The 1,817-nt window shown below is 70.3% G+C and carries 1 protein-coding gene; it reads right to left on the bottom strand.

The annotated features are described in order from the left end of the window. Positions 1 to 1,817, bottom strand: a 1,817-nt coding sequence (locus AB3X94_RS41560; protein ID WP_368614441.1) for a condensation domain-containing protein, incomplete at both ends; no start/stop codon positions are given.

The raw sequence follows: 1,817 nt of genomic DNA, 5'->3' as shown, positions 1-1,817 counted from the left end.
CTCATGCACCAGCGCCACCGCCTCCGGTGCCCGCCGCACCTGCGCCTCGAACAGCTCATGGATGCACCGCTCCGACGGATACGCCGCCTCCGTGCGGTTCAGCTCCTCCAGCAGATACCCGCGCTCCTGCCCCGGCAGGATCTCCAGCTCCCGCACCGGCGTGTGCGGCGAGCGCTCCAGCAGCTCCGCCAGATGCTCCAGCGCATGTTGCATGTAACCGCACACCCGCTCCGCAGAAACCGGCTCGACCGCTTCCGCCGTCAGGCCCAGTGCCTGCCCGGAGTCGTCCACCGACAGGGTCAAGGGATAGTTGGTGCGCTCCTGCGCACCCAGCCACTCCATGCCGTCCAGGACATCGTCCCCCACGACGCCCGGGAGCGCCGCCAGCGTATTGTGGCGATAGTTCAGCAGCGCGCCAAACAGCGGCGCAGGCGCCGCAACGCCGCTGCAGCGCTGCGCCAGCGCCAGCGGGGCATGCTCGTGGGTTAGCAGCTCCGCCAGCCGCGCGTGTGTGCGACGCACACTCTCCTCGACCCCGGTTCCATCCACGTCGAGCCGCACCGGCAGCGTGTTCATGAACAGGCCCATCGCCCGGTCCGCGCCCGTGCCACCATGCATGCGCCCGAACAGCACCGTGCCGAACACCACCTGCTCGCGGCCGCTGCTGCGCGCCACCACCTGCGCCCACGCCAGATGGCACAGGCTGGCCACGCTCACCCCCAGCCGCCGCGCCTGCTGCCGCAGCCGGTCGTTAAGCGCCTGCGGCAACTGCCGCCGCGCCTCGTCCACCCCGCTGCCCTCGCCGCGCACCTCGCCCAGCCCGAACGGCAGCGTCGGCCCGTCAATCTCCGAGAGCATCTCCCGGAAGAACTGCTCATGCGCCTGCTCTCCCACACCCAGCCGCGCCTGCGCTATCAGGTTACGGAATGGCTGCGGCTCGGCCAGCTCGTGCCCGCGTCCTCCCAGCACGCTCCGGACCTCCGCATGCATTACCTCTGAGGTGGTGTGATCGCCGATCAGATGATGCTGCAGCTCCAGCAGCAGCCAGCGCCCGCTGTCCGGCTCCCGGGCCGTCACACACCGTATCAGTGGCGCCCGCCCCAGATCGATGCGCTGCCCGCGCGGATCGAACCGGCGCCGCAGCTGCTCGGGAGCCGGCCCCTCCGCCTCGTCCAGTTCAACCTCCACCACCTCCAGCCGCGCCTGGCGCCACACCACCTGCGCCGGAGCGGACAGCCCCTCCCACACAAACGACGTGCGCAGGATATCGTGCCGGTCCACCACCCGCTGCACTGCCGCCAGATAGCGCTCCAGCTGGCCACGACCGGCAAATGCCATCTGCGAGACCAGCAGGTATGGATCGCCCTGGCTGGCCAGCAGGTGATGGAACAGGATGCCCTCCTGCAGCGGCGAGAGAGCATAGATGTCCTGGATGTTGGCCAGCCCCCCGGGCACCGTGGCCACCACCCGGTCGATCTCCGCCTGGCTCAGCCCGATGAGCGGCAGCATCCCGGGGGTGATCGCCGTACTGTGCGCGGTAATCAGGTTGGCGGGGACCGCGACCTCCTGATGGCTGCCCAGGCTGGCCGCCAGATCGGCCAGCACCGGCCGCGCGAACAGCGTGCGCACCTCTACTCCCAGCGAGCGCTGCCGCAGCCGCTCCATCAGTTGCACGGCCAGCAGCGAATGGCCGCCCAGCTCGAAGAAGTGGTCATGCCGACCGACCCGCTCCAGACCCAGCAGCTCCGCCCACAGCTGCGCCAGCACCGTCTCGAGCTCCCCGCGCGGCGCCTCGTAACCCCGCCGCGCATACGCAT

Source organism: Paraburkholderia sp. BR10923 (genome assembly GCF_040948765.1).
Classification (GTDB): Bacteria; Pseudomonadota; Gammaproteobacteria; order Burkholderiales; family Burkholderiaceae; genus Paraburkholderia; species Paraburkholderia youngii.
Note: the sequence above shows the minus strand (reverse complement) of the source record. Positions and strands in the feature narration are given on the sequence as shown.